General features: G+C 62.5%; 26 protein-coding genes. 13 read left to right on the top strand and 13 right to left on the bottom strand.

Annotated elements, in window-relative coordinates; genetic code table 11:
* Positions 1-33: 33 nt before the first annotated feature.
* Positions 34-537, top strand: a complete 504-nt coding sequence (locus LAC81_RS17905; protein WP_223725877.1) for a MarR family winged helix-turn-helix transcriptional regulator — start codon at positions 34-36, stop codon at positions 535-537.
* Positions 534-1772 (top strand): multidrug effflux MFS transporter, encoded by a 1239-nt coding sequence (locus tag LAC81_RS17900; RefSeq protein WP_223725876.1) that lies wholly within the window; start codon positions 534-536, stop codon positions 1770-1772. The genes LAC81_RS17905 and LAC81_RS17900 overlap by 4 nt, the downstream gene beginning before the upstream one ends.
* 60 nt (positions 1773-1832) lie before the next feature.
* On the opposite strand, the gene LAC81_RS17895 is transcribed toward LAC81_RS17900, so the two are convergent.
* Positions 1833-3050 (bottom strand): argininosuccinate synthase, encoded by a 1218-nt coding sequence (locus LAC81_RS17895; protein WP_113535370.1) that lies wholly within the window; start codon positions 3048-3050, stop codon positions 1833-1835.
* Between the two features lie 171 nt (positions 3051-3221).
* On the opposite strand from LAC81_RS17895, the gene LAC81_RS17890 reads away from it, so the two are divergent.
* Positions 3222-3863: a LysE family translocator gene (locus tag LAC81_RS17890; RefSeq protein ID WP_223725875.1), complete on the top strand. Its 642-nt coding sequence runs from the start codon at positions 3222-3224 to the stop codon at positions 3861-3863.
* Positions 3864-4068: 205 nt separating this feature from the next.
* Here the strand turns inward: LAC81_RS17890 and LAC81_RS17885 are convergent, their stop codons facing one another.
* The 7 genes from LAC81_RS17885 to LAC81_RS17855 form a co-directional block, all read right to left on the bottom strand.
* The gene (locus LAC81_RS17885) at positions 4069-4863 is read right to left on the bottom strand and encodes an ABC transporter ATP-binding protein (RefSeq protein ID WP_223725874.1); all 795 of its coding nucleotides are present in this window, start codon (positions 4861-4863) and stop codon (positions 4069-4071) included.
* Positions 4860-5738, bottom strand: a complete 879-nt coding sequence (locus tag LAC81_RS17880) for an ABC transporter permease (protein ID WP_043622284.1) — start codon at positions 5736-5738, stop codon at positions 4860-4862. Before LAC81_RS17880 ends, LAC81_RS17885 begins: the two co-directional genes overlap by 4 nt.
* A 215-nt stretch (positions 5739-5953) precedes the next feature.
* Entirely contained in the window at positions 5954-6907 is a 954-nt protein-coding gene (locus tag LAC81_RS17875; protein WP_223725873.1) for an ABC transporter substrate-binding protein, read from the bottom strand.
* A gap of 147 nt (positions 6908-7054) precedes the next feature.
* Positions 7055-8290: a 23S rRNA (adenine(2503)-C(2))-methyltransferase RlmN gene (gene rlmN / locus LAC81_RS17870; protein WP_223725872.1), complete on the bottom strand. Its 1236-nt coding sequence runs from the start codon at positions 8288-8290 to the stop codon at positions 7055-7057.
* A 233-nt stretch (positions 8291-8523) separates the two neighbouring features.
* On the bottom strand, positions 8524-9027 hold the full coding sequence (locus LAC81_RS17865) for an invasion associated locus B family protein (protein ID WP_113535432.1): 504 nt from the start codon (positions 9025-9027) through the stop codon (positions 8524-8526).
* Positions 9028-9422: 395 nt separating this feature from the next.
* Complete coding sequence (locus LAC81_RS17860) at positions 9423-9800, bottom strand: YkvA family protein (protein ID WP_113535364.1); 378 nt, start codon at positions 9798-9800, stop codon at positions 9423-9425.
* Between the two features lie 150 nt (positions 9801-9950).
* Complete coding sequence (locus tag LAC81_RS17855) at positions 9951-10268, bottom strand: 4a-hydroxytetrahydrobiopterin dehydratase (protein ID WP_223725871.1); 318 nt, start codon at positions 10266-10268, stop codon at positions 9951-9953.
* Positions 10269-10397: 129 nt separating this feature from the next.
* On the opposite strand from LAC81_RS17855, the gene LAC81_RS17850 reads away from it, so the two are divergent.
* Positions 10398-10874 carry a low molecular weight protein-tyrosine-phosphatase gene (locus LAC81_RS17850; protein WP_223725870.1) on the top strand — a complete coding sequence of 159 codons (477 nt, stop codon included), beginning with the start codon at positions 10398-10400 and terminating at the stop codon, positions 10872-10874.
* Here the strand turns inward: LAC81_RS17850 and thpR are convergent.
* Both thpR and LAC81_RS17840 read right to left on the bottom strand, forming a co-directional pair.
* Positions 10811-11401: an RNA 2',3'-cyclic phosphodiesterase gene (gene thpR / locus LAC81_RS17845; protein ID WP_223725869.1), complete on the bottom strand. Its 591-nt coding sequence runs from the start codon at positions 11399-11401 to the stop codon at positions 10811-10813. The genes LAC81_RS17850 and thpR overlap by 64 nt on opposite strands.
* A 114-nt stretch (positions 11402-11515) precedes the next feature.
* Complete coding sequence (locus LAC81_RS17840; protein WP_223725868.1) at positions 11516-12157, bottom strand: arylesterase; 642 nt, start codon at positions 12155-12157, stop codon at positions 11516-11518.
* A 65-nt stretch (positions 12158-12222) separates the two neighbouring features.
* Between LAC81_RS17840 and LAC81_RS17835 the strand changes: the two genes are divergently transcribed.
* From LAC81_RS17835 to LAC81_RS17820, 4 genes are all read left to right on the top strand, one after another.
* Positions 12223-12948, top strand: coding sequence for an ABC transporter ATP-binding protein (locus tag LAC81_RS17835; protein WP_223725867.1), 726 nt, complete (start codon positions 12223-12225; stop codon positions 12946-12948).
* Complete coding sequence (locus LAC81_RS17830; RefSeq protein WP_223725866.1) at positions 12945-15497, top strand: ABC transporter permease; 2553 nt, start codon at positions 12945-12947, stop codon at positions 15495-15497. The genes LAC81_RS17835 and LAC81_RS17830 overlap by 4 nt, the downstream gene beginning before the upstream one ends.
* Positions 15498-15721: 224 nt before the next feature.
* Entirely contained in the window at positions 15722-16459 is a 738-nt protein-coding gene (locus LAC81_RS17825) for a Bax inhibitor-1/YccA family protein (protein WP_113535358.1), read from the top strand.
* Positions 16460-16581: 122 nt separating this feature from the next.
* Positions 16582-17136 (top strand): GNAT family N-acetyltransferase, encoded by a 555-nt coding sequence (locus LAC81_RS17820; protein WP_223725865.1) that lies wholly within the window; start codon positions 16582-16584, stop codon positions 17134-17136.
* 123 nt (positions 17137-17259) lie between these two features.
* On the opposite strand, the gene LAC81_RS17815 is transcribed toward LAC81_RS17820, so the two are convergent.
* From LAC81_RS17815 to acnA, 3 genes are all read right to left on the bottom strand, one after another.
* Positions 17260-17664, bottom strand: a complete 405-nt coding sequence (locus tag LAC81_RS17815; RefSeq protein WP_223727852.1) for a DUF2794 domain-containing protein — start codon at positions 17662-17664, stop codon at positions 17260-17262.
* A gap of 313 nt (positions 17665-17977) precedes the next feature.
* Complete coding sequence (locus LAC81_RS17810; protein WP_223725864.1) at positions 17978-18751, bottom strand: DUF1223 domain-containing protein; 774 nt, start codon at positions 18749-18751, stop codon at positions 17978-17980.
* 255 nt (positions 18752-19006) lie between these two features.
* Positions 19007-21697 carry an aconitate hydratase AcnA gene (acnA, locus tag LAC81_RS17805; protein WP_223725863.1) on the bottom strand — a complete coding sequence of 897 codons (2691 nt, stop codon included), beginning with the start codon at positions 21695-21697 and terminating at the stop codon, positions 19007-19009.
* 269 nt (positions 21698-21966) lie between these two features.
* On the opposite strand from acnA, the gene ccmA reads away from it, so the two are divergent.
* The 5 genes from ccmA to LAC81_RS17780 all read left to right on the top strand — a co-directional run bounded on the left by ccmA (position 21967) and on the right by LAC81_RS17780 (position 25026).
* Positions 21967-22617, top strand: a complete 651-nt coding sequence (gene ccmA, locus LAC81_RS17800; protein WP_223725862.1) for a heme ABC exporter ATP-binding protein CcmA — start codon at positions 21967-21969, stop codon at positions 22615-22617.
* 36 nt (positions 22618-22653) lie between these two features.
* Positions 22654-23313 carry a heme exporter protein CcmB gene (ccmB, locus tag LAC81_RS17795; protein ID WP_223725861.1) on the top strand — a complete coding sequence of 220 codons (660 nt, stop codon included), beginning with the start codon at positions 22654-22656 and terminating at the stop codon, positions 23311-23313.
* A 164-nt stretch (positions 23314-23477) separates the two neighbouring features.
* On the top strand, positions 23478-24248 hold the full coding sequence (locus LAC81_RS17790) for a heme ABC transporter permease (RefSeq protein ID WP_223725860.1): 771 nt from the start codon (positions 23478-23480) through the stop codon (positions 24246-24248).
* Positions 24245-24421, top strand: coding sequence for a heme exporter protein CcmD (gene ccmD / locus LAC81_RS17785; protein WP_223725859.1), 177 nt, complete (start codon positions 24245-24247; stop codon positions 24419-24421). Before LAC81_RS17790 ends, ccmD begins: the two co-directional genes overlap by 4 nt.
* On the top strand, positions 24418-25026 hold the full coding sequence (locus tag LAC81_RS17780) for a DsbE family thiol:disulfide interchange protein (protein WP_223725858.1): 609 nt from the start codon (positions 24418-24420) through the stop codon (positions 25024-25026). Before ccmD ends, LAC81_RS17780 begins: the two co-directional genes overlap by 4 nt.
* Positions 25027-25046: the final 20 nt, after the last annotated feature.

The raw sequence follows: 25046 nt of genomic DNA, 5'->3' as shown, positions 1-25046 counted from the left end.
TAAAACTTATTATATCATTTGTGAACGATGCTGATGCCATTCAAACTCGAATCCGAAACCATTGGAATGCTTCTGACCGATGTCTCGCGCCTGTTGCGCGGGGCCTTTGACCGCAAGGTCAATGCCATGGATCTGGGCATCACGCCCGGCGAGGCGCGCACGCTGATCCAGGTGGCGCTCACCGAGGGCATCAAGCAGGCCGAAATCGCCACCCGCATGGGCATCGAGCCGATGACGCTTTCGGCCTATCTCGACCGGCTGGAAGCAATGGGCCTTGTTGCCCGCGTGCCGGATCCGGCGGATCGCCGCGCCAAGAACGTCGTCATCACCGAAAAGGCCGGTCCGCTGCTCACAGAGCTGATGACGGGGCTCAGGGAGATGATGAACGCCTATACCGCAGGACTTGACGAGGCGACTCGCGAGGTTCTCTGCGCCAATTTGCGCATCTTGCGCGACAACTTGCGTGAGCTTGATCCGTGTCTCGCCGGCAAGGAAACTGGCGAGAAGCCCGAGGGTAAGTCCGGAGCCTTGCGATGACGCGTCGCATGAGTGAACGGCGCACGAGCATCATCGGCGCCTTCCTAGTCGCGCTCGGGCCCGTTTCCATGGCGCTCTACACCCCGGCCATGCCGGAACTGGTGCGCGCCTTCTCGTCCAGCGAGGCGGCGATCAAGATGACGCTGTCGCTTTACTTTGCTGGATTCGCCTTCGCCCAGCTTGTGTCGGGCACGCTTTCCGATGTCATCGGTCGGCGCCGTGCCACGTTGATCTTCATGGCAATCTATCTGGTCGGCAGCCTGATGGCGGCCTTGGCGCCCTCGATCGCAGTACTTCTGGCCGGGCGCCTGGTGCAGGGCATCGGCGCTTCCGTCGGCATGACGGTGGCGCGTGCGATCGTGCGCGACCAGTTCACCGGGACCGAAGCGGCGCGCATCATGAACATGATCGGCATGATGCTGGCACTCGGTCCTGCGGTCTCACCGACGCTCGGCGGCCTGGCGCTCGGCCTCTTCGGCTGGCAGTCGATCTTCTTCCTGATGGTCGGCTTCGCTGCCATGGCCTGCATCACGGTGCAATTCTTCATGGCGGAGACGGTAACGCCGGACCCGAGCAAGGGGCACTTGAAGCCGATCGTCGCGGCCTATCGCACATTGGTCAGCGACAGCCGCTTCATGTCCTCGACGCTCGTTATCGGCGGCGCGGTCGGTGCGCTCTATGCCTGGGCGACGATGCTTCCCTTCGTGCTGATCAACGAGGTGGGCCTGACACCAACCGAGTTTGGCGTCGGCATGTTGATGCAGTCGGGCCTGTTCTTTTCAGGTACGGTGGTGGTGCGCCTGCTGATGCGCGTTTTCACGCCGCAGGCGCTGGTGCCGGCCGGTCTCGTCTTCATCGGTGCGGCGAGCCTGATCCTCGCCTACACCATGCACATGCTCTCGCCGAGCTTCCTTTCGGTCATGTTGCCGATCGGTATCTATGCCTTCGGCATCGCCTTCGTGATGCCCTATATGATGACCGCGGCGATGGCGCCCTTTCCGCATATCGCCGGCACGGCCTCGGCGATGATGGGCTTCATCCAGATGGGATCGGGGCTTCTTGGCGGCGCGCTGGCTGCCGCGGTCGGTGTTCCGGCGCTGGCGCTCGGTACGATCATTCCGAGCTTCGGCCTCGTCTGCATTCTCAGCTATGTCTGGTATCGCCGCACGGTTCGGTTACGGCCGCTGGTCGCGCTGGCCGAGCGCGAGGAACCGTTGCGCCAAGCGGCGGAGTAAGGACACGAAAAAGCCTCCGCGACGGGGTCGCGGAGGCTTCTTTTTTCAATGGGTATCGGCTTAGCGGTTGCGCGCAGCGAGCGTGCGCAGGCGCAGCGCGTTGAGCTTGATGAAGCCGGCGGCGTCCTTCTGGTCGTAGGCGCCCTGGTCGTCTTCGAAGGTGACCAGCTTGTCGGAGTAGAGCGACTTGTCGCTCTCACGGCCGGTGACCATGACGTTGCCCTTGTAGAGCTTCAGCGTCACTTCGCCTTCGACATGTTCCTGGCTCTTGTCGATTGCCGCCTGCAGCATCTCGCGCTCCGGCGAGAACCAGAAGCCGTAGTAGATCAGTTCGGCGTAGCGCGGCATCAGCTCGTCCTTGAGGTGAGCAGCGCCGCGGTCGAGCGTGATGCTCTCGATCGCGCGGTGAGCGGAAAGCAGGATGGTGCCGCCGGGGGTCTCGTAGACGCCGCGCGACTTCATGCCGACGAAGCGGTTCTCGACGAGGTCGAGACGGCCGATGCCGTTGTCGCGGCCGTATTCGTTGAGCTTGGCAAGAAGGCTTGCCGGCGACAGGCGCACGCCGTTGATCGAAACGGCGTCACCACGCTCGAAGCCGATCTTGATGACGGTTGCCTTGTCGGGAGCTGCTTCCGGCGAGATCGTGCGCATGTGCACGTATTCCGGTGCTTCCTGGGCCGGATCTTCGAGAACCTTGCCCTCGGACGAGGAGTGCAGGAGGTTGGCATCGACGGAGAACGGCGCTTCGCCCTTCTTGTCCTTGGCAACCGGAATCTGGTGCTTCTCGGCGAATTCGAGCAGGTCGGTGCGGCTCTTGAACGACCAGTCGCGCCAGGGGGCGATGATCTTGATGTCGGGGTTCAGAGCATAGGCCGAAAGCTCGAAGCGGACCTGGTCGTTGCCCTTGCCCGTAGCGCCATGGGCGATCGCGTCGGCGCCGGTCTTCTTGGCGATGTCGATCAGGTGCTTGGAAATCAGCGGGCGGGCGATCGAGGTGCCGAGCAGGTAGACGCCTTCATAGACGGCGTTGGCGCGAAACATCGGGAAGACGAAATCCTTGACGAACTCCTCGCGGACGTCCTCGATATAGATCTCCTTGATGCCGAGCATCTCGGCCTTCTTGCGGGCCGGCTCGAGCTCTTCGCCCTGGCCGAGGTCGGCGGTGAAGGTGACGACTTCCGCGCCGAGTTCGGTCTGCAGCCACTTCAGGATGATCGAGGTGTCGAGACCGCCCGAATAGGCGAGAACGACCTTTTTCACGTCTTTATGCGATGCCATGGTTTCCGTCCGTCTGGTCTTGGGGAGGGCGGCGATGCCGCGTGCAAATCTGCGGCACTTTAGCCAGAACCTGCGGCGATACAAGCGCTAGAACGCCTGACGGAGCGAATCCGCTGGCAAAAGCGCAGGCGCGGGATTACTGGAGGCGACCCCCGCGCCGAGGAAACGATGATGGACTTCATTCCCAGCCTGCCGACCCTCCTGACCTTTGCGGCCGCGACGCTGCTCCTGGCGGCCACACCCGGCCCGGACATGACGCTTTCGATCAGCCGCGCGCTTGCCCAGGGCAAGAAGGCCGCGCTCTTCGTCGTGCTCGGCACCAGCTTCGGCATCGTCGTGCATACGCTTCTCGTCGCCTTTGGTATCTCGGCGTTGATCACCGCCTCGCCGACCGCCTTTGCCATCCTCAAGACCGGCGGCGCTGCCTATCTGCTGTGGCTTGCGGTGCAGGCGATCCGCTTCGGCTCCAGCATCTCAGTCCAGAAAGTCGAGGCGCCGGAAGGTACGGCGCTTGCCAACATCTCCGCCGGATTCTGGGTGAACCTTTTGAACCCCAAGGTCATCATCTTTTTCATGACCTTCCTGCCGCAGTTCGTCAGCGCCGACGATCCTTCGGTCACCGGCAAGCTTTTGTTCCTTGGCCTGTTCTTCATCACCATCGGCATGCCGGTGAACATGCTGGTCGTCTTCACCGCCGACTGGCTCGCCTCCTGGCTGCAGCGCAACAAGGGTGCGATGCGGGCGCTCGACTTCAGCTTCGCCGGCGTCTTCTCGGTGTTTGCGGTGAAGATCTTCATGACGACGGCGCGGTAGTCTCGCTCGACGGTTCGGCCCCTCATCTGCCCGCCTTGGCCCACATAACCGCCAGCGCGGTCGTGGTCTGGACTAGAAGACGTTGCTTCTTCGCATTCGCTGATATGGTTTACCGCATGGCACGGCACGTCCTCTTCTCCCCGTGTTGACGGGGAGAAAATGCCGGCAGGCAGATGAGGGGTAGGGGCTGGGCAGGGCGGCCGGATCAGCCGATCAGCAGCGCGTCGTCGTCGAGCGTCTGGCCGCGGATGCGGCGGAACATGGCGATGAGGTCCTCGACCTGCAGTTCCTTGCGGCTGTCGCCGGCAACATCGAGCACGATCTCGCCGCCGTGGAGCATGACGGTGCGGTGGCCGTAGTCGAGCGCCTGGCGCATCGAATGGGTGACCATCATCGTCGTCAGCTTGCGCTCGGAGACGATCTTCTGCGTGAGGTTCATCACGAACTCGGCCATGCCCGGATCGAGCGCGGCCGTATGCTCGTCGAGCAGCAGCACTTCGGAGCCTGCGAGCGTCGCCATGACCAGCGAAACCGCCTGGCGCTGGCCACCCGACAGCAGATCCATGCGGTCGCCCATGCGGTTTTCGAGGCCGAGATTAAGCTCGGCGATGCGCTCGCGGAAATGCTCGCGCCGCTTCGGGCCGAGTGCTGCGGTGAGGCCGCGTGCCTCGCCACGCTTGGCGGCGAGCGCCAGGTTTTCTTCGATCGAGAGTGCGCCGCAACTCCCGGTCAGGGGATCCTGGAAGACGCGGGCGACGAGGCCGGCGCGGGCGGCGGTACCCTTGCGGCTGACGTCGGTCTTGCCGATCATCACCTGGCCGGCGCTCGGAAGCACGTCGCCGGCGAGCACGCCGAGAAGCGTCGACTTGCCGGCACCGTTGGAGCCGATGACGGTGACGAAGGAACCCTGTTCGATCGTCAGGCTGACGCCGTTCAGCGCCTGCTTCTGCAGCGGCGTGCCCTTGCCGAAGATGACCTGGATGTTGTTGACGCTGATCATGCCGCACCTCCACGACGCAGGCGGGGAAGGACGAGGGCGAAGGTGACGAGTGCCGCCGTCACGAAGTTGAGGTCGGAGGCCTGCAGCCCCAGCATGTCGGTCGACAGCGCCAGCTGGATGGCGATGCGGTAGAGGATCGAACCGAGCACGCAGCCGATCAGCGCGATCAGGATGCCGCGGGCGCCGAGCAGCGTCTCGCCGATGATGACGGCGGCAAGGCCGACGACGATGGTGCCGACGCCCGAGGTGACGTCGGCAAAACCGTTGGTCTGGGCGAAGAGCGCGCCGCCGAAAGCGACGAGCGCGTTAGAGATCGCCATGCCGAGATAGATCTGCCGATTGGTGTCGACGCCTTGGGCGCGGGCCATGCGGGCATTGGCGCCGGTAGCGCGCATTGCAAGGCCGGCATCGCTCTCAAGGAAGCGCCAGACGATGATGACCGCGACAACCACGAGCACGCCGATGAACAGCGGCCGGACGTAGAAATCGCGCAAGCCCAGGCCATAGAAGGGCGACAGCATCGTGTCGGCATTGATCAGCGCGACGTTCGGTTTGCCCATGACGCGCAGGTTGACCGAAAACAGCGCGATCATCGTCAGGATCGAGGCGAGCAGGTTGAGGATCTTGAAGCGCACGTTGAGCATCGCCGTGACGATACCGGCGGCGGCACCCGCCACCATGGCGACACAGGCGGCGAGCCATGGGTTGACGCCGGCGATGATCAGCACGGCGGTGACGGCAGCCCCCAGCGGAAACGATCCGTCGACGGTCAGGTCGGGGAAATCGAGCACCCGGAATGCGAGAAAGACGCCAAGGGCGACGAAGGCGTAGACCAGCCCCAGTTCCACGGCTCCCCAGAAAGCGATTAGACTCAAACCCAGACCCTCTTTTCTACCTGTCGCGCGTGGTTGTCTTTATGGGCGCGACGCTCCCGCTTGGCACAGGGCCGTCTGCAATGGGGCACATGTGCGGCTTAGAACTTTGGAGCGGCCCTGTGCATAAGGATGCAGGCCCCTCATAGCGAACCGCCCCCGTATGGAACGGAGGCGGGAAAAACGCAACAAACTTGAACCTGAAAAGGTCGAAAGCGTTATTCAACGACGCGGGTTGCGCGCTTTACGACACTTTCGGGAAGGGTGACGCCCATCTTTTCGGCGGCCTTCTTGTTGATCACCAGGTCGGAACCGGCGGCGACCTTCACGGCGATGTCACCCGGGTTTTCGCCCTTGAGGATGCGAACGACGATTTCGCCGGTCTGCTTGCCGACGTCGTAGTAGTTGAAGCCGAGGGCTGCGAGCGAGCCGCGAGCAACCGAGTCCGTGTCGGCGGTAAAGAGCGGCAGCTTGGCTTCTTCGGCGACGGCGACGGCACCCTCGAGGGCGGAGATGATCGTGTTGTCGGTCGGGACGTAGATCGCATCGGCGCGGCCGACGAGGGCGCGGGCCGCACCCTGGACTTCAGCCGACTTGGTGGCGGCGGATTCGACGACGGTCAGGCCAGCCTTTTCGGCTTCGGTCTTCAGCACCGCGAGCAGCGAAACGGAGTTGGCTTCACCGGAGTTGTAGAGGTAGCCGATCGACTTGGCGTTCGGCAGGATTTCCTTGATCAGAGCGACGTGCTCGGCAACCGGCGACATGTCCGAGAGGCCGGTGACGTTGCCGCCGGGCTTGTTCATGTCCTTGACGAGCTGGGCGCCGACCGGGTCGGAAACGGCGGTGAAGACAACCGGGATATCGCGGGTCGAAGAGACGACCGCCTGGGCCGACGGCGTCGAGATCGGAACGATCACGTTCGGGGCTTCGCCGGCGAACTGGCGGGCGATCTGGGCTGCGGTTGCCGGGTTGCCCTGGGCCGACTCGTAGAGGAACTTGAGGTTCTCGCCCTCCTTGTAGCCGGCGGCGGCCAGCGCATCCTTCACGCCATCGCGAGCGGCATCGAGCGCCGGATGCTCGACGATCGCGGTCACGGCAACGGTCACCTCATCGGCACGGGCGGGCAGGGCGAATGCCACCGTGGCGGCAAGGGCGATGAGAAGTGAGCGCATGGGTTGTCCTCCTGAATTGATTTCCGCCTTCTTAGGAAACCGGTGACATGAAATCAATCGATAGGATCTGCATCATCCATCAAAGTTCTTCATTGATCACGCGGCGGCGGACCGAGGAGCCCGTGGATTTCAGAGTGGCGTTCCGTCTCAGTCTTCACCGTGATTGGCGATCATCATCGCTTCGAAGGCGAGGCGGTCGACCTTGCGCATGCGCTCGGATTCCGACTTCAGCTGGCCGCAGGCGGCGAGGATGTCGCGGCCACGGGGCGTGCGGATCGGCGAAGCATAGCCGGCCTGGTTGATGAAGTCGGCGAACTTCTCGATCTGCTCCCAGTCGGAACACTGGTAGTTGGTGCCCGGCCAGGGGTTGAAGGGGATGAGGTTGATCTTCGCCGGCACGCCCCTCAGGAGCTTCACCAGTTCCTTGGCGTCTTCCAGGCTGTCGTTGACGTCCTTCAGCATCACATACTCGAAGGTGATGCGGCGGGCGTTGGAAAGACCCGGATAGGCACGGCAGGCGTCCATCAGTTCCTTCAATGGATACTTCTTGTTGATCGGAACGAGCAGGTCGCGCAGGTCGTCGCGCACCGCATGCAGGGAGATCGCCAGCATCACGCCGATTTCCTCGCCGGTGCGATAGATCTCGGGCACGATGCCGGAGGTCGACAGCGTGATGCGGCGCTTGGAGAGCGACAGACCCTCGCCATCGGACGCGATCAGAAGCGCGGTCTTCACCTGCTCGAAATTGTAGAGCGGCTCGCCCATGCCCATCATGACGACGTTGGTGATCTTGCGGCCCTCGGCCGGCACGATCGCGCCCTGCGGGGTGTCGCGCTCGGGGAAATCGCCCAGGCGGTCGCGGGCGAGCAGCAGCTGTGCCAGGATTTCCTCGGCCGTCAGGTTGCGCACGAGCTTCTGGGTGCCGGTGTGACAGAAGGAGCAGGTGAGCGTACAGCCGACCTGGCTCGAAATGCAGAGTGTGCCGCGGCCTTCCTCGGGTATGTAGACGGTCTCGATTTCGACCGGGCGGCCGGCGCCGCGAGCCGGGAAACGCAGGAGCCACTTGCGGGTGCCGTCGCCGGAGATCTGTTCCTCGACGATTTCAGGACGGGCGATCGTGAAATGCTGCTTCAGCATCTCGCGCATGTCCTTCGACACGTTCGTCATATGGTCGAAGTCGGAGACGCCGCGCACATAGAGCCAATGCCAAAGCTGGCTGACGCGCATCTTGACCTGACGCTCCGGCACGCCCTTTTCGACAAGGGCCTTCGCCATGTCCTCGCGCAGCAGGCCGATCAGCGACGGCTTCTCCGCCTGCGCGGCCGTGCGCACCTGCGGCGCCTTGGCGATTTCCACCCGGTTCAGAATTTCAGTGGCTGCCATGCTCATGATGTCCTGTCATACGGCGTGAGGCCGTCCGGAGAGCGGGTCCGGAAATCGTCCTGATGCGCGAATTGAAATCGGTCGAGCCATCGAAAGCGGCCAATCGTGGCGCGGAGGCTCTCAAGTTGGCCGCGCTTTAGCATTGTTTTGGCCGGGAGTCACGAGGCAGGCTTCCTGAACGCAAAAGGCCGGCTTTGCAGCCGGCCCTTTGCACGTGACGTGTCGTCTCGTGATTACTTGCAGGCCTCGATCTGCTTCAGTGCAGCGGAGATGCCCGAGAGCGAGTAGGAGTAGGAGGTTGCCGTGCCCTTGCGCGATTTGGCGTTGACCGACATGGCCTTGCCGTTCTTCATCGCGGCAACGAGCGCCGGTTCTTCGGCGGCGTTCTCGACCCAGGCGGAATTGCCCTTGGTGAACATCACGAAGGTGCGGCCGTCGATGACGACGTTGACCTTGGAGTTCTCCTGGAGGGGATAGCCCATCATGGCCTGCGGCTCGTAGCTGATGTTCTGGCCAGGGCGCTGGGAAACCAGGAAGAAGATGTCGCCGTGGTCGACGCCGGCCGGGCTCTTGTCCTTGGGAACCGAGAGCACGTAGCAGACCTTGCCGCCGCCGGCGTTGTAGGAATAGGCGCCCCAGGCGTTGAACTGCTGGATGCGCGTCGGAGACTGGGCGGCAGCCATGCTGGCGGTCGCCAGAACGAGTGCGATTGCGGTTGCGATCTTTCTTACAAACATGAGGTCCTGCCGCTTTTTTTGCTCTTGGATCACCCGAACAGGTCAGACGGGCGACGCGTAGTCATCATTTGAATTTGTTTTGACTTAATTCAGGTTACCAAACCGTCAACGATGGCCGAAAACCGCCCGTTTAGCCCCGAATCGGAGCGGTTTGCTCCATTGCCCGGCGCCTTTCGACCGGTGATTCGCATTATCGTCGAACCGAGGTCGATGCCGGATTTGCCGCGCTTCGGAATGCTGCTCCAGAAGGATTCCTGCCCCAAGCCATTGAATGACGTCGGACTCACTAAAGCGCGCGAACGCCGTCATTCGCATGTCTATGCCACAAAGAATCGGGCAAGAGTTTGACTTTCGGGCAGGAATGGGGCGCCACAACCCGGAAGGCCGGTCTCCGTTCAGTCTTGCGGAGCGTCGGCAAGGGTCTCGTCGGCCTTGGTGTAGTGGGTTTCCTTGATCTGGCCGCTGATGGCGGCGAATGCCGCGGTCAAAACGGCAACGTCATCGGAAAAGCCGACCACGGCCAGCATGTCGGGGATGATGTCGATCGGCAGCACGAAATAGGCGAGGGCGGCAAGCAGGATGCCGCGCGTCCGCGTCGGCGTCTGCGGGTCGATGGCGCAATAATAGGCGGCGACGAGGTCGCGGCTGAACGGGATCTGGCGTGCGGCACGGCGGAAGGTCGGCCAGAAGCGGCGCTTCACGCGCTTTTCCCTGCGCTCCTGCTCGGATTCTTCACCAGGCAAGAGAATTTCACCAATCTTGATGTCGTCCATCGTCCCGCTTTCGCTGTTGCAGCGTTCCTAAAGTGCCGAGATCATTCAGATTCGCTCCTTGCGCTTTAAGCACTTGATTTTTCGCATATCGTTACCGCAAAACCGCTACGCACTTTTGCGCGACATGCTTTGATATGGTGATCGGCCCCTCTATTTCAAATGATCGGGCATGCGGCCGGCTGCTGCCCTGTCCATGCGGGCTGCCAGCTTGAAGTCGAGCTCCGTGAGCCCGCCGGCGTCGTGCGTGGTCAGCGTCACGTCGACACGATTGTAGACGTTGAACCATTCGGGGTGATGGTTGAGCTTCTCCGCGACGATCGCGCACTCGGTCATGAAACCGAACGCCTCGACGAAGTTCTTGAAGCGGAATGCCTTCCAGATCGAGTTGCCGTCTTCGGCCCGCACCCAGCCTTCCATCTTGTGCAGGTTTTCGGCAATCGTCGCCTCGTCGAGTTTCTCCGCTGTCATCGTCTCTCTCCCTCGTATCAGCCTGTTCGAAGGCCGAACTGCCGCGTATAAACGTGCCTCGTCTCCACAGCGCCGCGCGTCTTTCAATACACGCGATGGTCGCCGCAATACCTTGGACTACTGAATAGCATGAAACCGGTCAGAGTTCTTTTCGTTTGTCTCGGCAACATCTGCCGGTCGCCACTCGCCGAGGGTGTGTTGCGCGCCTTGGCGGAGAAAAAGGGGCTGGCACCGGCACTAGAGGTGGATTCGGCAGGAACCGGCGCCTGGCATATCGGCGATCCGCCAGACCGCCGCTCGATAGAGGCTGCGCGACGGCATGGCATCGATATCTCTGAGCTCCGCGGGCGCCAGGTTCGCCCGGAAGATTTCCGGAATTTCGATCTGATCCTCGGCATGGACGCGAACAATGTGCGCACGCTCAGGCGGCTGGCGCCTGAAGGTGCGGCAGAACAGGTGCGTCTCTTCCTGGACTATGCCTCAGGCCGCAGCGAGGACGTGCCGGATCCTTATTACGAAGGGCCGGAAGCCTTCGAGGCGCTCTACCAGATGCTCGAGGCCGGATGCTCGTCGTTGCTCGAAAGGTTCGGCGAACGCGCCTCGTGAAGCGGGAAGACTTCTTCCGTCAGGTAAGGGCCGCCGCCGACCGAATCGCGTGATGACAGAAGCACGAAACGGGAGACGTTGAAGGGCGAGGTCATGAAGTTGCCGCGCCCGGAAAGGTATTCGACGACATCCTCGACGCGGCTGGAGCGCAGCCGGGCGAGCGTTACATGCGGGGTGAACTTGCGTGGATCCGGCTGCAATCCGAGCCGCTGGCAGATGCGCTCGATCTCGGCCTGCAACGCGTACATTTCCGGCTGGTTGGTGACGCCGGCCCAGACCGAATGCGGTTTCTTGGAGCCGAAGGCGCCGGTGCCGGTCAATTGAAGCGGAAATTCCGGTCTTTCGATCCGATCGAGCTTGTCGATGATCTCGTCGGCGGTGCGCCAGTCGACGTCACCGATGAAGCGCAAGGTGATGTGGTAGTTCTCCACATCTATCCAGCGAGCTCCGGGAAGTCCTCCGCGCAGCAACGAAAGACTCATTGCTGCATTGCGCGGAATTTCGAGGGCGGTGAATAGTCTCGGCATGGCGAGCTCCCCGAATCTCTTGCAGATGTCTCAGCGAATCACGCATCGAGTCTGCAGGCAACTACTATTTGACGCTTACGAATATTAACGTTCTCTTAACTGTGGATGGTGTCATCACTCCGTCTTATTCAGTGTTGCCAGGAAGCGCTCGACGACAGGCAGTGCCTTCTCGACCATGACACCGACGCCGTCGCCATTGGGATGCATGCCGTCCTCAAGCTTGAGCTTGGCCTCGGTCACCACGCCGTCGAGGAAGAACGGATAGAGCTCCAGCCCATATTTCTGAGCGAGTTCAGGGTAAATCGGGTTGAAGCGGGCGGCATAGTCGGCGCCCATGTTCGGCGGTGCCATCATGCCGGCCAACAGCACCGCGATGCCGCGGTCCTTGAGGCGGGTGATCATCGCCTCGATGTTCTTGCGGGTCTCTTCCGGCGGGATACCGCGTAGCGCATCATTTGCGCCGAGTTCGAGGATCACGCCCTTCGTGCCGTCAGGCACGGACCAATCGATGCGGGCAAGTCCGCCGGATGAAGTGTCGCCGGAAACGCCGGCGTTCGCGATCGTCACGTCCAGGCCCTTTTCCTTCAGCGCCTTTTCGAGCCGAGCGGGGAAAGCGTCCTCCGGCGGGAGCTGGTAGCCCGCCATCAGGCTGTCGCCGAACCCCACGAGGCTGATCGTCTCGGCGCGTGCTGTCGATGATAACGCAAATGTCATCATGAGTGCCAAGAAAACCCGTTGAAATCCTTTTAATGCCATGGGCCTGTTCCTAAATCCCGAATGCCGTTTCTGTTCCCCACTTCGTTCATATAGGGTTGTTTCGCTTGGCCAGCACCATCATCGAACTCAAAAACGCGGATCTGACCCTTGGGGAGGCGGCGGCCTCGGTGCATGTGCTGAAGGGCATGAACCTGACGATCGATGCCGGCCAGTCCGTAGGCATCGTCGGTCCGTCGGGTTCGGGCAAGTCGACCTTGCTGATGGTGCTTGCCGGGCTCGAGCGGCTGGATAGCGGCGAGATCGTCATCGACGGCACGCCATTGCATCGGTTGAACGAGGACCGGGTGGCAGATTTTCGCGGGCGCAACATCGGCATCGTCTTCCAGTCCTTCCACCTCATCCCCAACATGACCGCGCTCGAGAACGTCGCCGTGCCGCTCGAACTCGCCAATGTCTCAGGCGCCTTCGAGATTGCGCGCAAGGAACTCGTCGCCGTTGGTCTCGGCGAGCGGCTCAGTCACTATCCCGGCCAACTCTCCGGTGGCGAGCAGCAGCGCGTGGCGATCGCTCGCGCCTTGGCGCCTTCGCCGAAACTGCTGATCGCCGACGAGCCGACCGGCAACCTCGACGCCGAAACCGGACGCCAGATCGCTGATCTGCTTTTCGCCGAACAGCGTGACCGCGGCATGACACTCGTCCTCGTGACGCATGATTCTGCACTTGCCGCTCGGTGCGTGCGGCAAGTGCGCGTGCGCTCCGGCGAGATCGTCGCGGGTGGCGAGGCGGGGCCGGTTGCGGTGGCGCCACGCCAGGAGGCGGCCTCGGCATGAGCGGCGCTTCATCGGTTCGGCTGCGGCCGCTGCTTGCCTTTCGCCTGGCGCTGCGCGAAATGCGCGGCGGGCTCAGGGGCTTCTATATTTTCCTCACCTGTATCGCGCTCGGTACGGCAGCGATTGCCGGCATCAATTCGCTGTCGCAATCGATCACCGCGACGATCGCCACGCAGGGGCAGGAACTGCTCGCCGGCGATATCCGCTTCGAGCTCAACAATCGCGTGGCGACGACCGAGGAGCGAACCTATCTCGACAGTCTCGGGACTGTTTCAGAGTCCGCCGGCCTGCGCTCGATGGCGCGGCTGCCCGACGGTTCCAACCAGGCGCTGGTGGAGCTGAAGGCGGTCGATGCCGCCTATCCGCTTTATGGTGCACTCGAAAGCGAACCGAACCGCCCGCTGCATGAGTTGCTGGCGAGCGATGGCGAGGCCTTCGGCGCCGTCGTGACACCGCTGCTGCTCGACCGCCTGGGCGTGCAGATCGGAGCTGAAATTCTTCTCGGTAACGCCAGGATCCGGATCGCCGGCACGATCGTACGTGAGCCGGACGCCTTGTCCGACGGCTTCGGGTTTGCGCCGCGCCTGATGGTTTCGGCCGACGCGCTGGCTGCCAGTGGCCTGGTGCAGACCGGAAGCCTGGTCGAGCATAGCTACAAGGTGAAAGTTGCCGATCCGGCGCAGGTTGCGGCCATTCGTACCGATGCCGAAAAGCGCTTTCCGTCGGCCGGCTGGTCGATCCGCACCAGCGCCAACGCCGCGCCGTCGCTGACGGCCAACATCACCCGCTTCTCGCAATTCCTGACGCTTGTCGGCCTGACGGCGCTGATCGTCGGCGGTGTCGGTGTCGCCAACGCTGTGCGCGCCTATCTCGATCAGAAGCGCAGCGTGATCGCGACCTTCAAATGCCTGGGGGCGCCGGCGTCGCTGGTCGCGATGATCTACCTGGCACAGATCCTGATGATCGCCCTCATCGGTATCGTCATCGGTCTGACCCTCGGCATGCTGATCCCCTTCATCGCGGCGCAGTTCTTAGCCGACCTGCTGCCGATCTCGACCGAATTCCATCTCTATCCGGGCGCGCTCGGCCTCGCAGCGCTCTTCGGCGTGCTGACGGCGCTGACCTTCGCCATCCTGCCACTCGGCCGGGCGCGGGCCATTCCGGCGACCGCACTCTTCCGCCAACAGGGCTTCGATCCCGCCGGCTTTCCGGCATGGCCCTATCTGCTCGGTGCCGTTGCCTGCCTTGCCGCGCTGGCGGGGTTGGCCATCTGGACGGCCTATGACCGCTATATTTCGCTGGTGTTCCTAGGGGCGATCGCCTTTGCCTTCATTGTCCTGCGTGTCGTTGCGCTCGCGATAGCCTGGCTTGCGCGCCGTAGCCCGCGGGTCAGCTCGCCGGCTCTCAGGCTGGCGATCGGCAACATCCATCGTCCCGGTGCGCTGACGTCCTCGGTCGTGTTGTCGCTCGGCCTGGGGCTCGCCCTGCTCGTGACGTTGGCGCTGATCGACGGCAATCTACGCCGCGAACTCACCGGAAGCATGGCGGAGCGGGCGCCGAACTTCTTCTTCGTCGATATCCAGGGCAGCGAGATCGAAGGTTTCCGCTCGGTGCTGAACCAGGCGATCCCAAAGGGCAAGGTCATCGAGGTGCCGATGCTGCGCGGCCGGATCGTCGCCTTCAACGGCGAGGACGTGAACAGCCGCAATGTTCCGCCTGGCGGCCAATGGGTGCTGCGCGGTGACCGCGGCATCACCTATGCCAAGAACAAGCCGGAGAACTCGACGCTTTCCGAAGGCACATGGTGGTCGGCCGATTATAGTGGTGAGCCGCTGGTCTCGTTCTCGGCAGAAGAGGCGGGCGAGCTCGGGCTGAAGATCGGCGACACCGTGACCGTCAACGTGCTTGGCCGAAACATCACCGCCAAAATCGCCAATTTCCGCAACGTCGAGTGGGAATCGCTTTCGATCAACTTCGTCATGGTGTTTTCGCCGAACACCTTCGCCGGTGCGCCACATGCGTGGCTGGCGACGGTCATCGATCCGGCAGCGACGCCGGAAGAAGAGGCGGCGGTGCTGAAAGCCGTCACCAACGCCTATCCGACGATCACCAGTGTGCGGGTAAAGGATGCTCTCGACATCGTGAACGGCCTGCTTGGGCAATTGGCAACAGCCATCCGGGCGGCGGCCGCGGTGGCGCTCGTCGCGTCCATCCTGGTGCTTGCCGGTGCGCTTGCCGCCGGCAACCGGGCCCGCGTCCATGACGCCGTCGTGCTCAAAACGCTGGGTGCGACGCGCGCGACGCTCATTCGGGCGTTCAGCTACGAATATGCCATTCTCGGCCTCGCAACCGCGGTTTTCGCGCTGTTTGCCGGTGGCGTTGCCGCCTGGTTCGTGGTCAGCCGTATCATGAAGCTGCCGTCAAGTTTCCTGCCGGATGTCGCCATCCTGACGGTCCTCGGGGCGCTGGTAGTGACCGTCGGCATCGGTCTTGCCGGCACGTGGCGTATTCTCGGACAGAAGGCGGCGCCGGTGCTGCGGGAGCTTTGAGGCGGTCAAGTTAACCGTAAATCCCTGTCGCCCTTGCCGGAAACGGCCGGATGCGTTCGAATCCAGGGGGTTCGGGTCTTGTACGGAAAAGGTTTCGGCATCATATTTATCCACAGGCATGCTGGAGCTCCGCAGCGGCGCCTGGGCGTGGAAGCCTGCCTTCCAAAGCGAGACCGTTCGCCGCCCGACACCGTAACTTCCACCGGAGCTTAAATGAGGAAACAATGGCTGATCTGAGAAACTACCAAACCCGAATGTCGCCCGCCGGCGCTCAGGCGGGTGCCGTGATCGATGAGGGCCTTCGCGCGTACATGCTGAAGGTCTACAACCTGATGGCTTTTGGCCTGGCGATCACCGGCGTGGCAGCTTACGGAACCTATGCGCTTGCCGCCTCCAATCCGGCATTCGCCCAGCTCATCTACGCTTCGCCCCTGAAGTGGGTCGTGATGCTGGCGCCGCTGGCGATGGTCTTCTTCATGAGCTTCCGCATTAATTCGATGAGCGTCTCCGCAGCACAGACGACGTTCTGGATCTACGCGGCCCTGATGGGCCTGTCCCTGTCGTCGATCTTCCTGGTCTTCACCGGCCAGAGCATCGTGCAGACGTTCTTCGTAACGGCCGCTTCGTTCGGCGCTCTGTCGCTTTACGGCTACACGACCAAGAAGGACCTGTCCGGCTTCGGCACGTTCCTGATCATGGGTCTCTTCGGCCTGATCATCGCGTCGATCGTCAACATCTTCCTTGCTTCGTCGGCCCTCGGCTTCGCGATCTCCGTGATCGGTGTTCTGGTCTTCGCTGGCCTCACCGCCTACGACACGCAGAAGATCAAGGAAATGTACTACGAAGCCGATGACAGCACCGTTGCCGGCCGCAAGGCGATCATGGGCGCGCTGACGCTCTACCTCGACTTCATCAACCTGTTCATGTTCCTGCTCCAGTTCATGGGCAACCGGAACAACTAAGGTTGAAACGAATGACGAAAAAGGCGGCCTCGGCCGCCTTTTTTGTTGCCGGAGAAATGTTGATCGCGTCCGGGCTCCGTGGGAGTTAAGGACACCGAAACCTCGAGATACAGTCTACCGCCATGTCCCTGAGCCTGCGTGACGCCACCTTGGCCGACCTTCCCGTCATCACTGCGATCTATCGCGAATCCGTGTTGAATGGCGTTGCGACCTACGAGATCGACCCACCTTCCGAAACGGAGATGCGGGCGCGGTTCGAGACGATCATCGGCAATGGCTATCCCTATATGGTTGCCGTTGACGATGGTGGAACGATCGTCGGCTATGCCTATGCGTCCGGTTTTCGCACGCGCACGGCCTATCGGTTCCTGGTCGAGGATTCCATCTATCTGGCGCCGGAAGCGCGCGGTAAGGGAGCCGGCAAGGCGTTGCTCGCCGAACTGATCCGGCGTTGCACGGAGCTTGGCTTTCGGCAGATGGTGGCCGTGATCGGCGGCGCCCATCCGGCTTCGATCGCGGTGCACCGCTCCCTCGGCTTCGAATATCAGGGCACGATGAATGCGACCGGTTTCAAGCATGGCCGCTGGCTCGATACGGCGATCATGCAGCTTGCCCTCGGAGAGGGTCAGACGAGCGACCCGCCGGAAGACGTCTATCCGGACACGCTCTATCAGTGATCGTCGAACGTTCGGCGGACGTTCGACATGCGCTGCTTGTAGTCAGCCGTCCCGGGACAGATCAACACGCTGCGCCGGAGACGTCGCCGCGCATCTCACCGGAACGCCGGTGTGAAACAGGCCTCAGGTTTCCACCAGCTTCAGAACCTTGTCGAACACTTTGAGCACCTGGGCGAGCTCGTGGCCGCGCTTCAGGATCGTGCCGTGAATGTTCAGCACGCTGTAAGCACCCTGCTTCGCCGCCAGTTTCGGGCTCTTCTCGATCCGGTAGAGCGGCATTTCGCCTGAGCGCTTGAACACCGAGAAGACCGCACGGTCCTTCAGGTGGTCGATGGCGTAGTCCCGCCACTCGCCTTCGCCGACCATGCGCCCGTAGACCCAGAGGATCTGGTCCAACTCACGACGATGGAATGTGATGGGGGGAGGGTTCTTGGCGTTCTTGTATTCGTGAAGATCGACGACCACTTCGGAAGTGGTCTCGCGCTGATGGCGCGCCTCGCCTTGCGGCAAATCCGGCTCATCGGTCATCGGCAATCCGGCCTTCTGTTGTGACAGAACGATAACAGTGTGCCTGACATGAGCCGAAAAGCAAGCCGGAAGCCGTTGGACGATGAGGGCATTTCTTACGTCTGCCCCAATTCAGTCAAATCGCCGCCCCAATTCACCGCAAAACTCGCGGGCGCTGACGGACAGAGTCGTTGCCACCGTATGTCCGGTCAGGTCGTCATGCTGCGGGAGTTCACCGAACGCAGCCATGGCCGGTTCGGTCCGGTAACTTCGAACCCTCAGCCCCAGCCCCTCGATGCTGCCGGGCCGAACCACCCCCTTGCGTCTCGCCGGGCTATAATTTGCCCTGCGGGCCGGCGAGCACGGCCGTTGCGCCGACGATTGCACCCGGCGTTTCCTTGTCCTTCATCGTTTGCAGAAGAACGGCACAGCCGCTGTTGCCGGACCGTTCGGTCAGGACTGTCGCGGGGAGCGTGAAGCTTGCCGGTGCTCCGTCCCACATGCCGATCGTCTGGATGTCACGCACGGCATGCCAATAGGGGACTTCCTTGCCGCTGTTCTCGCCCTTCTCCATCTTGACGATTTTCGCACGGTCGAAATAGACGACGACGACGTTTGCCTTGCCGATGCCGCTGCCAATGTTGATCTGGATCTCTTCGCCCTGGATCTTTGCCTCGACGGGAACGGCAAGTCCCTTGCCTTCAGCCGTCATGGTTTCCAGTCGGGTCTTGATCGCCTCGAGGTTGCCGCCGTTGAGATGATCACGGCCGTTGAGGATCGCCTGGGGCGTATAGACGCCGTTGCGGCCGAGCATCCGGGCATAGGCGTATTGCCGCTCGGTATTTTCCTTGGAGGCGAGCGTGTCGGCCCAGCCGAGATAATTCCAGTAGTCGACGTGATAGGCGAGCGCCACGACATCGCCGTCATCGACCAACGCCTTTAGCGCGGCGTCGGCCGGCGGGCAGGAGGAACAGCCCTGGCTGGTGAACAGTTCCACGACGCCCTTGATCACCTGTCCGTCCTGCGCCCCGGCCGGTGCACCGGCGGCTGCGAACAGCCCGAAAGCCAGTGCAAGAGGACGAATGAAAGAACGGTCTGCGGATGTCATGGCGTCACTTCGTTGGGGCCGTCGGCCTACTCCTTATGGGGGAGTTCTTTACATACGCCGGCCACGCATCAACGGGAAGTCACGTTGGAGTGAGGTGACGGGTGAGCACGACCTTGTGTTGGACGCGCTGGCATTGGGCGCCCAAAGAAAGAGCCGGGGCGCTTTTCGGCGCCCCGGCTCGAATGTTTTACCGCATGCTTCCTTCAATCATAGCCGACTAAAGGCGTTGCGCGGTGCGTAGACGACCTCCGCCGATCAGGCCGCGAGATCCCGCAGAACGGTCTGCAGGATGCCGCCGTTGTTGACGTAGGTCACTTCGTCCAGCGTATCGATGCGGCAGATCAGCGGAATTTCCTTCACGCTGCCGTCGCCATAGGTGACCTTGGCGACACGCTTATCGCGCGGCTGGACATTGGCGAGGTTATCGATGGTGACGACTTCGTCGCCCTTGAGGCCCAGCGATTCCCAGGTCGTGCCCTCTTCGAAGACGAAGGGGATGACGCCCATGCCGACGAGGTTCGAGCGGTGGATACGCTCGAAGGACTGCGCGACGACGGCCTTGACGCCCAGCAGGTTGGTGCCCTTCGCAGCCCAGTCGCGCGACGAACCGTTGCCGTATTCGACACCGGCGAAGATGACGAGCGGAACGCCCTCTTCCTTGTACTGCATGGCGGCGTCGTAGATCGACATCTCTTCCTTCGACGGATAGTGGATGGTGTAGCCACCTTCCTTGCCGTTCGGGCCAAGCATGTGGTTGCGGATGCGGATGTTGGCAAACGTGCCGCGCATCATCACCTCATGGTTGCCGCGACGGGTACCGTACTGGTTGAAGTCGGCAACGCCGACGCCATGACCGATGAGGTACGCACCGGCCGGCGAAGCAGCCTTGATCGAGCCGGCCGGAGAGATGTGGTCGGTCGTGATCTTGTCGCCGAAGAGGCCGAGGACGCGGGCGCCCTTGATGTCGGAGATGCCCGAACCGGTCTTGCCCATGCCGACGAAGTAGGGCGGGTTCTGCACATAGGTCGAACCATCGTCCCAGGCATATGTCTGGCCCGGAGGAACCTGAACAGCCTGCCAGTTTTCGTCGCCCTTGAAGACGTCCGCGTACTTGGTCGCGTAGAGCTCGCGGGTGACGTACTTGAAGATGAACTCCTGGATTTCCTTGGAGGTCGGCCAGATGTCCTTGAGGAAGACGGGCTTGCCGTCCTTGTCTTCGCCGATCGGCTCGTTGGTCAGGTCCTTCTGGACGGAACCTGCAAGCGCGTAGGCGACGACGAGCGGCGGCGAAGCGAGGTAGTTCGCCTGGACGTCCGGCGAAATGCGGCCTTCGAAATTGCGGTTGCCCGAGAGAACGCCGGCGGCGATCAGGCCCTTGTCGTTGATCGTCTTCGAGATCGGGCCCGGCAGCGGGCCGGAGTTGCCGATGCAGGTCGTGCAGCCGAAGCCGACGAGGTTGAAGCCGAGCGCGTCGAGGTCCTTCTGCAGGCCGGACTTGGCGAGGTATTCGCCGACGACCTGCGATCCCGGTGCAAGCGAGGTCTTGACCCACGGCTTGGACTTCAGGCCCTTGGCGACCGCGTTGCGGGCGAGCAGGCCGGCAGCGATCAGCACCGACGGGTTGGAGGTGTTGGTGCAGGACGTGATCGCAGCGATGGCGACGTCGCCATGGCCGAGATCGAAATCCGTGCCTTCGACGGCATAGCGGTTCGAAAGCTGGCCGGGCTTCTTGTAGTCGTTTTCGAGTGCAGTGGCGAAACCGGACGCGATGTTTTCGAGCGCGATGCGGCCTTCCGGACGCTTCGGACCGGCCATGGCCGGAACGACGTCGCCGAGGTCGAGTTCGAGCGTGTCGGTGAAGACGAGCTCGGAGCCGTCGCCGTCGCGCCACATGCCCTGCGCCTTGGAGTAGGCTTCGACGAGTGCGATGCGCTGCTCTTCACGGCCGGACATGGTGAGGTAGTTGATGGTTTCGCTGTCGACCGGGAAGAAGCCGCAGGTCGCACCGTATTCCGGACCCATGTTGCCGATGGTGGCGCGGTCGGCGAGCGTCATGTTGTCGAGGCCCGGGCCGAAGAATTCGACGAACTTCGAGACAACGCCCTTCTTGCGCAGCATCTGCACGACCATCAGCACGAGGTCGGTCGCGGTGACGCCTTCCTTGAGCTTGCCGGTGAGCTTGAATCCGATGACCTCGGGCAGAAGCATCGAGACCGGCTGGCCGAGCATCGCGGCTTCCGCCTCGATACCGCCAACGCCCCAGCCGAGAACGCCGAGACCGTTGATCATGGTGGTGTGGCTGTCGGTGCCGACACAGGTGTCCGGGTAGGCGGTGATTTCGCCGTCTTCTTCACGGGTCCAGACCGTCTGGCCCAGATATTCCAGATTGACCTGGTGACAGATGCCGGTGCCGGGCGGAACGACGCGGAAGTTCTTGAATGCCTGCTGGCCCCACTTCAGGAAGCGGTAGCGCTCGCCGTTGCGCTGGTATTCCAGTTCGACGTTGCGGGCAAAAGCGTTCGGCGTGCCGAATTCGTCGACGATGACCGAGTGGTCGATGACGAGGTCGACGGGAACGAGCGGGTTGATCTTCTCCGGATCGCCGCCGAGCGAGACCATGGCATCACGCATCGCGGCGAGGTCGACGACGGCGGGAACGCCGGTGAAGTCCTGCATCAGCACGCGGGCCGGACGGTAGGCGATTTCGTTTTCAGCCGTGCCCTTGTCGTTGAGCCAGGCGGCAATGTTCTCGATGTCCTTCTTGGTGACGGAACGGCCATCTTCGTTGCGCAGCAGGTTCTCGAGCAGAACCTTCATCGAGTAGGGAAGCTTGGATACGCCGGCGAGACCATTCGCCTCAGCCTTGGGCAGGCTGTAATAGACGTAGTCCACACCGTTGACGGTGAGCGTGGAGCGACAATTGAAGCTGTCTAGGGACTTGGACACTGGATAATACCCCGTTCCGTCTGATCGCCAAAAACTGACGTACGAACGCCCGAGCGCCTGTGAAGCGCGAATTGGGATGCGGGTGCGGCCATTTCCGCTGTCCGTACGTGGAAATTCATTCCATGTTCGGCGCTAGGATGAAATTCACGCCGACCGCTGGCGTGTTGGCCGCCTTATAGATAATTTCTCCAAAACGTGCCAGAGCAACGAAGGTCCAATCGGAACTTTTTTTGCTCTGCGGAAGACACGCGAAGGGAAGTCTAATATTCATGCGCCTGCTGGCTGAAGGTTTGAGTGCGAAGCGCGGCGAGGATCTGATTTTTAACGATATTTCCTTTGCGCTTGATGCCGGCGAAGCCCTTGTGGTGACGGGTCCGAACGGTTCCGGCAAGTCGACCTTGCTGCGGGTTCTGGCGGGGTTGCTGGCCCCCGAAAGCGGGCAGCTGAAACTTGAGAATGGCCCCCCGGAAATAGCCCGTCCCGCAGAGGTGAGCCACTATCTCGGCCATCGCAACGCGATGAAGCGCGAACTGACCGTCGCGGAAAATCTTTCCTTCTGGCAGCGATTCATGGGCGATTCGCCCGGTGGCCACGGTGCCGCATTCGATGACGCCGTGGAGGCCGTCGGCCTGCCTGATATCGCACATCTGCCCTTCGGCTATCTCTCCGCCGGCCAGCAGCGCCGCATGGCGATGGCGAAACTGCTCGTCGCCTATCGCCCGATCTGGATTCTCGACGAGCCGACAGCGGCGCTCGATGCCGGCGCCGACCGGCTGTTTGCGGATCTGGTCAAGGCCCATCTCGGCAAAGGCGGCATCGTGATCGCAGCGACGCACCAGCCGCTCGGGCTCGATCAGACGAAGGAATTGCACATGAAAGGCTTCGAGCATTTGGCGGAAGGGTTCTGGCATGATGCGTAAGAGCCTGTCCGTGCTTGCTGCCGGGGGAATGCCGGCATGATCGCACTCTTCTTCCGCGATCTGAAACTGTCGATCCGCGCCGGCGGCGGCGCGATGATTGGCGTGCTCTTCTTCATGACGGTGGTTGCGGTCATTCCCTTCGGCGTCGGCCCCGATCTGAACCTGCTTTCACGCATCGGTCCCGCGATCTTGTGGATCGGGGCGCTGCTCGCCTCGCTGCTTGGTCTCGATCGCCTGTTCCAGGCGGAGCGGGACGATGGCTCGCTCGACCTGATGCTGATGCAGGAGGCGCCACTTCTTGTCACCGTCTTCGTCAAATGTGCGGCCCATTGGGCGGCGACCGGCCTGCCGCTGGTGATCGCTTCGCCGTTGCTCGGCCTCTTCATGAACATGAGCGAGATTGCGATTGGCGCCACGATGCTCACGCTTCTGATCGGCACGCCGGCAATCACCTTCATCGGCGCGGTCGGCGCCGCCGTCGCCGTGTCGCTGCCGCGCGGCGGGCTGCTGGTTTCGATCCTCGTGCTGCCGCTTGCGATCCCGGTGCTGATCTTCGGTGTCAGCGCGGTCTATGCGGCGATCGAGGATCCCGCGCCGTTCCTGCCGCCCTTGATGATCCTTGCGGCGATCACCCTGTTCTTCGCCGTCATCGGCCCGGTCGCCGCCGCCGCCGCACTTCGGCACGCGTCCGATTGACGCAATCGGGCCGGAGCGGCTGAAACTGTTTGCGGTTTTCCGCCGTAGCCGGCGCTAAGTCCTTCAGATCGATGACGTTTGCGACGAGCGGACCAAACTGATCGTGATCGGTCGATTGACGGGGATCAATTGCAGCAGGGGGACTTAAGCGCTAAAGAGCCATCATGAGCGAAAACAGCCTGGCCATCCGCAAATTCAGCGACCTCGCCAACCCGACACGGTTCCTGGCGCTGGCCGACCGTCTGCTGCCGTGGCTTGCCGGTCTGACCGCGCTGTTCTTCGTCGCAGGCCTCTGGCTCTCCTTCACGACGGAAGGCGACTACCAGCAAGGCGAGACGGTCCGCATAATGTATGTGCATGTGCCGGCCGCCTGGCTGTCGATGATGTGTTACTCGGTGATGGCATTGGCCGCCCTCGGCACGCTCGTCTGGCGCCATCCGCTCGCCGATGTCTCCTCGCGTGCGGCAGCGCCGATCGGCGCCTGTTTCACCTTCCTGGCGCTCGTCACCGGCTCGCTCTGGGGCAAGCCGATGTGGGGCACCTGGTGGGTCTGGGATGCGCGGCTCACCTCGGTCTTCGTGCTCTTTCTCATGTATCTGGGTCTGATGGCGCTCAACCGCGCGATCGACGACCCGGCACGGTCCTCCAAGGTCTCCGCGGTGCTGGTGCTGGTCGGTTTCGTCAATATCCCGATCATCAAGTTCTCGGTCGAATGGTGGAACACGCTGCACCAGCCGGCGAGCGTCATGCGGCTCGACGGGCCCACGATCGACCCGGAGTTCCTGTGGCCGCTGATCGTGATGGCGATCGCCTTCACGCTGCTGTTCTTCACGCTGCACATCGCCGCCATGCGCAACGAAATTTTGCGCCGGCGCGTCACTGCGCTGCGCCGACTGGCGGCACGCAGCGCCGGCCGGGGAGCCCGCACGAAATGATGAGCCACGCCGCCTATGTTTTCACAAGCTATGGAATAGCAACGCTGACGGTCCTCGGCCTGATCGGCTGGGTCGTCCTGGATGGGCGCGCACGCCGGCGGGAACTTGCCGAACTCGAAGCGTCGGGCATTCGCAGGCGCTCGGCCGATCCGGCGTCGGGAGAGACACGATGACGAGCACTCCTGCGCCGGGCAGCGAAGAGCGCAAGCCAGGCCCCTTGCGGTTCGTCTTGGCGGCGCTGCCGCTCATCATCTTCGCCGGACTTGCGGCGATCTTCTGGAGCCAGCTCAATTCCGGCAAGGATGTGAGCGAAATCCCGTCGGCGCTGATCGGCACCAAGGCGCCGAAACTCGACTTGCCGGCGCTCGAGGGCGCGACCCGCGACGGCCAGCCGATGCCGGCCCTCACCGACACGGCGATCAAGGGCAAGCTGACGCTCGTCAACGTCTGGGCCTCCTGGTGCGTGCCCTGCCGTCAGGAGCACCCCTTCATCCTGGAACTGTCGAAGGATCCGCGGCTCACCGTCGTCGGCATCAATTACAAGGACCAGAACGAAAACGCTCTGCGCTTCCTCGGCGAGCTCGGCAATCCGTTCTCGGCGATCGGCACGGACCCGCGCGGCAAGGCAGCGATCGACTGGGGTGTCTACGGTATCCCGGAATCCTATCTCGTCGGCCCTGACGGTACGATCCTCTACAAGCGGGTCGGACCCTTCGACGAAAACAGCGTGAAGACCGGCCTGCTACCGGCGATCGAGAAGGCGACCGCGGGCTCGTAACCGCTCTTGCTCTCGGCAAT

It is taken from the genome of Ensifer adhaerens (genome assembly GCF_020035535.1).
In the GTDB taxonomy this organism is placed as follows: domain Bacteria; phylum Pseudomonadota; class Alphaproteobacteria; order Rhizobiales; family Rhizobiaceae; genus Ensifer.
The sequence above is the reverse complement of the archived record's forward strand: the minus strand, read 5'-3'. Positions and strand labels throughout refer to the sequence as shown.

Excerpts from the sequence above, each read along its gene's own strand:
- LAC81_RS17905 (WP_223725877.1), top strand. The coding sequence starts at position 34 with ATGCCATTCAAACTCGAATCCGAAACCATTGGAATGCTTCTGACCGAT.
- LAC81_RS17900 (WP_223725876.1), top strand. The coding sequence starts at position 534 with ATGACGCGTCGCATGAGTGAACGGCGCACGAGCATCATCGGCGCCTTC.
- LAC81_RS17895 (WP_113535370.1), bottom strand. The coding sequence starts at position 3,050 with ATGGCATCGCATAAAGACGTGAAAAAGGTCGTTCTCGCCTATTCGGGC.
- LAC81_RS17890 (WP_223725875.1), top strand. The coding sequence starts at position 3,222 with ATGGACTTCATTCCCAGCCTGCCGACCCTCCTGACCTTTGCGGCCGCG.
- LAC81_RS17885 (WP_223725874.1), bottom strand. The coding sequence starts at position 4,863 with ATGATCAGCGTCAACAACATCCAGGTCATCTTCGGCAAGGGCACGCCG.
- LAC81_RS17875 (WP_223725873.1), bottom strand. The coding sequence starts at position 6,907 with ATGCGCTCACTTCTCATCGCCCTTGCCGCCACGGTGGCATTCGCCCTG.
- rlmN (WP_223725872.1), bottom strand. The coding sequence starts at position 8,290 with ATGGCAGCCACTGAAATTCTGAACCGGGTGGAAATCGCCAAGGCGCCG.
- LAC81_RS17865 (WP_113535432.1), bottom strand. The coding sequence starts at position 9,027 with ATGTTTGTAAGAAAGATCGCAACCGCAATCGCACTCGTTCTGGCGACC.
- LAC81_RS17860 (WP_113535364.1), bottom strand. The coding sequence starts at position 9,800 with ATGGACGACATCAAGATTGGTGAAATTCTCTTGCCTGGTGAAGAATCC.
- LAC81_RS17855 (WP_223725871.1), bottom strand. The coding sequence starts at position 10,268 with ATGACAGCGGAGAAACTCGACGAGGCGACGATTGCCGAAAACCTGCAC.
- LAC81_RS17850 (WP_223725870.1), top strand. The coding sequence starts at position 10,398 with ATGAAACCGGTCAGAGTTCTTTTCGTTTGTCTCGGCAACATCTGCCGG.
- thpR (WP_223725869.1), bottom strand. The coding sequence starts at position 11,401 with ATGCCGAGACTATTCACCGCCCTCGAAATTCCGCGCAATGCAGCAATG.
- LAC81_RS17840 (WP_223725868.1), bottom strand. The coding sequence starts at position 12,157 with ATGGCATTAAAAGGATTTCAACGGGTTTTCTTGGCACTCATGATGACA.
- LAC81_RS17830 (WP_223725866.1), top strand. The coding sequence starts at position 12,945 with ATGAGCGGCGCTTCATCGGTTCGGCTGCGGCCGCTGCTTGCCTTTCGC.
- LAC81_RS17825 (WP_113535358.1), top strand. The coding sequence starts at position 15,722 with ATGGCTGATCTGAGAAACTACCAAACCCGAATGTCGCCCGCCGGCGCT.
- LAC81_RS17820 (WP_223725865.1), top strand. The coding sequence starts at position 16,582 with ATGTCCCTGAGCCTGCGTGACGCCACCTTGGCCGACCTTCCCGTCATC.
- LAC81_RS17815 (WP_223727852.1), bottom strand. The coding sequence starts at position 17,664 with ATGACCGATGAGCCGGATTTGCCGCAAGGCGAGGCGCGCCATCAGCGC.
- LAC81_RS17810 (WP_223725864.1), bottom strand. The coding sequence starts at position 18,751 with ATGACATCCGCAGACCGTTCTTTCATTCGTCCTCTTGCACTGGCTTTC.
- ccmA (WP_223725862.1), top strand. The coding sequence starts at position 21,967 with ATGCGCCTGCTGGCTGAAGGTTTGAGTGCGAAGCGCGGCGAGGATCTG.
- ccmB (WP_223725861.1), top strand. The coding sequence starts at position 22,654 with ATGATCGCACTCTTCTTCCGCGATCTGAAACTGTCGATCCGCGCCGGC.
- LAC81_RS17790 (WP_223725860.1), top strand. The coding sequence starts at position 23,478 with ATGAGCGAAAACAGCCTGGCCATCCGCAAATTCAGCGACCTCGCCAAC.
- ccmD (WP_223725859.1), top strand. The coding sequence starts at position 24,245 with ATGATGAGCCACGCCGCCTATGTTTTCACAAGCTATGGAATAGCAACG.
- LAC81_RS17780 (WP_223725858.1), top strand. The coding sequence starts at position 24,418 with ATGACGAGCACTCCTGCGCCGGGCAGCGAAGAGCGCAAGCCAGGCCCC.